The sequence below is a fragment of the Eudoraea sp. genome, assembly GCF_049665975.1.
Lineage (GTDB): Bacteria > Bacteroidota > Bacteroidia > Flavobacteriales > Flavobacteriaceae > Eudoraea.
In genome coordinates this window covers 1-3,786 of sequence record NZ_JBATGR010000015.1, presented here as the reverse complement: position 1 = coordinate 3,786, position 3,786 = coordinate 1, and the positions used below count along the sequence as shown (strand labels likewise).

The 3,786-nt window shown below is 33.9% G+C and carries 3 protein-coding genes and 2 pseudogenes; 1 reads left to right on the top strand and 4 read right to left on the bottom strand.

Features of this window, described 5'->3' with window-relative positions:
* The 4 genes and pseudogenes from WBN20_RS00625 to WBN20_RS00610 all read right to left on the bottom strand — a co-directional run.
* A pseudogene (locus tag WBN20_RS00625) lies at positions 1-144 on the bottom strand (beta-carotene hydroxylase); the annotation flags it as partial.
* A 1-nt stretch (position 145) separates the two neighbouring features.
* Entirely contained in the window at positions 146-985 is an 840-nt protein-coding gene (locus WBN20_RS00620) for a phytoene/squalene synthase family protein (protein ID WP_424280339.1), read from the bottom strand.
* 10 nt (positions 986-995) lie between these two features.
* Positions 996-2,462: a phytoene desaturase family protein gene (locus WBN20_RS00615; protein ID WP_424280338.1), complete on the bottom strand. Its 1,467-nt coding sequence runs from the start codon at positions 2,460-2,462 to the stop codon at positions 996-998.
* A gap of 20 nt (positions 2,463-2,482) precedes the next feature.
* Positions 2,483-3,379 carry a MerR family transcriptional regulator gene (locus WBN20_RS00610; protein ID WP_424280337.1) on the bottom strand — a complete coding sequence of 299 codons (897 nt, stop codon included), beginning with the start codon at positions 3,377-3,379 and terminating at the stop codon, positions 2,483-2,485.
* A gap of 176 nt (positions 3,380-3,555) precedes the next feature.
* Between WBN20_RS00610 and WBN20_RS00605 the strand changes: the two are divergent.
* Positions 3,556-3,786 (top strand): annotated as a pseudogene (locus WBN20_RS00605) (gfo/Idh/MocA family oxidoreductase); the annotation flags it as partial.

Here is a 3,786-nt window from a genome sequence, read left to right as displayed (position 1 = left end):
CCACGAACTATGATCTTTTTTGTGATGGTCTCTGTGTAAAGTCCATAAAAATCCATGCATTATGTACTTGTGAGTAAACCAGGCCATAAACTCCATAAAACCAAATGTGCCAAGGAAAATTAAGATCCAAATTATAATTTTCATGCTAGTATAAGTTCAGTTTATAATTTACATAAGATTTTGCAAGCAGCCCAAATTTTTGATAGTTAGGCACCCGTATTCTTGCATTTTTAATTTCCAAAGATGGGGTTTTTTGTAATTTGCGCAGCAATTTATAATAATATTTATAAGCGGTATATACACCAAATTTTGCTTCGTTTGGAAGTTGAACTATTCCGTCATATCCCATTTTAAAATCTGCTTTTATTTCTTCAACAATCCTCTGTTTAGACATTTCATCTAATTCCAGGAGGTTCGTATTTGGAAAATATGAACGGTTTAAATTTTCATAATCTGCCTTAAGGTCCCTGAGAAAATTAACCTTTTGAAAGGCAGATCCCAAAGCCATTGCAGATTCTTTAAGGGCTTCATACCGGTCCTCGTCGCCTTTCACAAAAACGCGAAGGCACATCAGACCCACAACATCCGCAGATCCGTAAATGTATTCTTTAAATTCTGCTTCGGTACTATAAACGCTCTTATCGAGATCCATTCGCATACTTTTCATAAATGAATTAACCAAATGATTTGGAATTTTGTATTTATGGTAAGTATGTTGGAAGGCATTTAGTATGGGGTTAAGGCTTATTTTGTCTTTTAAGCTCAACTCAAGATCCTCTTCAAATTTGTTGAATAATTTCTCTTTGTCATAGTCATGAAATGCATCGACTATCTCGTCGGCACATCTAACAAAACCATATATGTTGTATATGTCACCTCTTATGGAAGAGGACAACATTTTAGTAGCGAGCGAAAAAGATGTACTGTAAGATTGGGTTACAATTTTGCTACATTCAAAGGAAATATGATCGTAAATTGATTTCATTTACTAGCTATTAATTATTTTTCTCTATTAATTCAGAAACTAATTTTCCCGAAATTAAAGAAGGAGGAACTCCTGGCCCGGGGACTGTTAGTTGTCCGGTGAAAAATAGATTTTTAATTTTTTTACTCTTCAATCCTGGTCTCAAAAAAGCAGTTTGTGATAAAGTATTTGCCATACCATAAGCATTTCCTTTATAAGAATTATACTGTTCTTTAAAGTCATTTATACAAAAAGACTTTTTAAATATAATATTATTTTCAACACTCTGACCTGTGCGCTCCTGGAATCTTTTCAAGATAATATCAAAGTATTGGTCCCTAAGTGCTGGCGTATCCTCTATTCCAGGGGCTATTGGGATCAGGAAAAAACCGGTTTCCATGTTATTGGGAGCCATGCTTTTATCTGTTACTGAAGGAAAGTTGGCATAAAATAAAGGTCTGGATGGCCATTTGGGATTGTCATAAATTTCAGAGGCATGCTGACCAAAATCTGTGTCAAAAAACAAATTATGATGTTCAACATTTTCTAATTTTTTGTCAAACCCAATAAAGAATAGCAATGAGGAAGGTGCAAATGTTTTTCTTTGCCAATATTTTTCAGAATATTGCCGATAGGTACTATCCAATAAGGTTTCTGTATGATGATAATCGGCCCCGCTTAATACCATATCAGCATCTATTTTTTCAGAATTCACTAATATCCCGTTTGCCTTACCCTCCTGCACTATGATTTTATCTACTGGGCTATCTGTGTGAATCCTAACCCCTAATTCCACGGCTAAACTTTTCATTGCAAGGATTATCTGGTACATACCTCCTTTGGGATGCCAGGTTCCGAGCCCAAAATCTGCAAAATTCATAAAACTATAAAAAGCCGGGGTATTACTGGGTTTTGCTCCAAGAAATAATACCGGAAATTCCAGTGTGGAAATAAGTTTTGGGTTTTTAAAATTCTTTCTGACTTCCTGACTTATTGTTTTAAAGAATTGATCAACTCTTATTATTGTATCTTTCGTTACCAACTCCAAAGGCGATAGTCCGGGGCGATAGACAATTTCATTAATGGCTATATCATAATTTTTTTGCGCCTTGCTGATAAATTTTTTTAGATGCACGGAACTGCCTTTTTCAATACGTTCAAATTCCTCACAAATTTTATCCATACAATCCCCGATAGTTATAATCTCGTCATCAAAAAAGATTTTATATGCAGGGCTTAATTTATCTAATTGATAATAGTCGGAGGTTTGTTTGCCAAAATCTGCAAAGAAGCGATCGAAAATATCGGGCATCCAATACCAACTAGGACCAATATCAAAGGTAAACCCATCTTTTTTAAACTGACGGGCTCTTCCACCAACCGTATCATTCTTTTCATAAAGACTAACATCAAAGTCTTTTTTAGCCAGATAGCAGGCTGCGGAAAGTGATGAAAATCCAGATCCAATGATTACAACTTTTTTCCTGTTGAAATTCATGATTTTACAGCTATAATTAACTATAATGCTTTTGACAATTGTTCAATAGATGCAAAGGTACGAATGTGCGGTGGAAGTTTTTCTTTATTTATGTGCTGAATTTGCCTACCTAAAATCCATAAACTAGAATTATTCTTGTTTAGAAATTTTGTAAAATCATCAATGTATTTGCCTAATTTGTCCTTGTTTGGTACTACAGTGAAGTAGGACAAAAAATGTATATTATTATAATAATTTTCAAGGTCTTCCAGATTTTCTAATGGCATAGTCTGACCCAGATAAATAGTTTTATAACCATGAAGAATTATTTCGTAATTAATAAATAGAAGCCCAATTTCATGAATTTCATTTTCAGGTAGAAAAAGAACGAATACCTTGTCAGTATTGGTCGGTTCTATCACCTGCAATTTTTCGGTACTCGTATAAATCTTCTGTTTAATCAAATTAGTAATAAAATGTTCATGTGCGGGGCTAATGGTGTCTGTCTGCCATAATAAACCAAGTTCATTTAATAAAGGAATAAAGTACTCCCAAAAAATATCCCGAAATGATCTTTCCGCAAGAAGGTTGTTATAGGTGTTTTGGAATAATGACAGGTCAAAATTAATCATGGATAGTTTAAACGCATTGATTGCATGATTATTAGTGCTGCTTTTGGCCACAATTTCCCTCACCAGAAGGGGAATGTCTGTCTCTTTTAGTTTTGCAATCTTAGATATTTTATAGCCGGAATTGTAGAGGAGGGTAATATTTAATAATTTCTGCAGACTTGCCAAACTATAGGTCCTGATGTTAGTGCTGGTTCGTTCTGGGGACAATAATTCGTATCTTTTTTCCCAGATTCGTATGGTATGAGCTTTTATACCGGACAGGTTTTCCAAGTCGCGAATACTGAAAGATTTTTTTACATTGTTCATTATTTATATATAATCGTTAAACAAAGTTACAATTTTAAAATATTAAATAATTAATAGTTTCGTTATTTTTTTTCCAACTAATCGGGAAAGAAGTCATTTTTTTAATTTTATGGTACTAGAATTAAAAAAAATATACTATAAATTAATATATTTAGACACATTAAGCCGAGAATGATATGTCAAAAAAAACTATTCAAACCAGAAAGCAGTTTTTAAAGAAAATTGGAGCCGGAACTTTAGCTTTGGTGAGTGCACCGGCAATCATAGGTGCTGGGAGAAGGCCTCAAATTTCTTATTTAAGCAGAAAAATATATAGTGCGAACAGTAATATACAAATCGCGCTTATAGGTGCAGGGGGTATGGGATCTGAGGATACAAATACAGCCTTAAAACACGATGGTGTAAAA

Excerpts from the sequence above, each read along its gene's own strand:
- WBN20_RS00615 (WP_424280338.1), bottom strand. The coding sequence starts at position 2,462 with ATGAATTTCAACAGGAAAAAAGTTGTAATCATTGGATCTGGATTTTCA.
- WBN20_RS00610 (WP_424280337.1), bottom strand. The coding sequence starts at position 3,379 with ATGAACAATGTAAAAAAATCTTTCAGTATTCGCGACTTGGAAAACCTG.
- WBN20_RS00620 (WP_424280339.1), bottom strand. The coding sequence starts at position 985 with ATGAAATCAATTTACGATCATATTTCCTTTGAATGTAGCAAAATTGTA.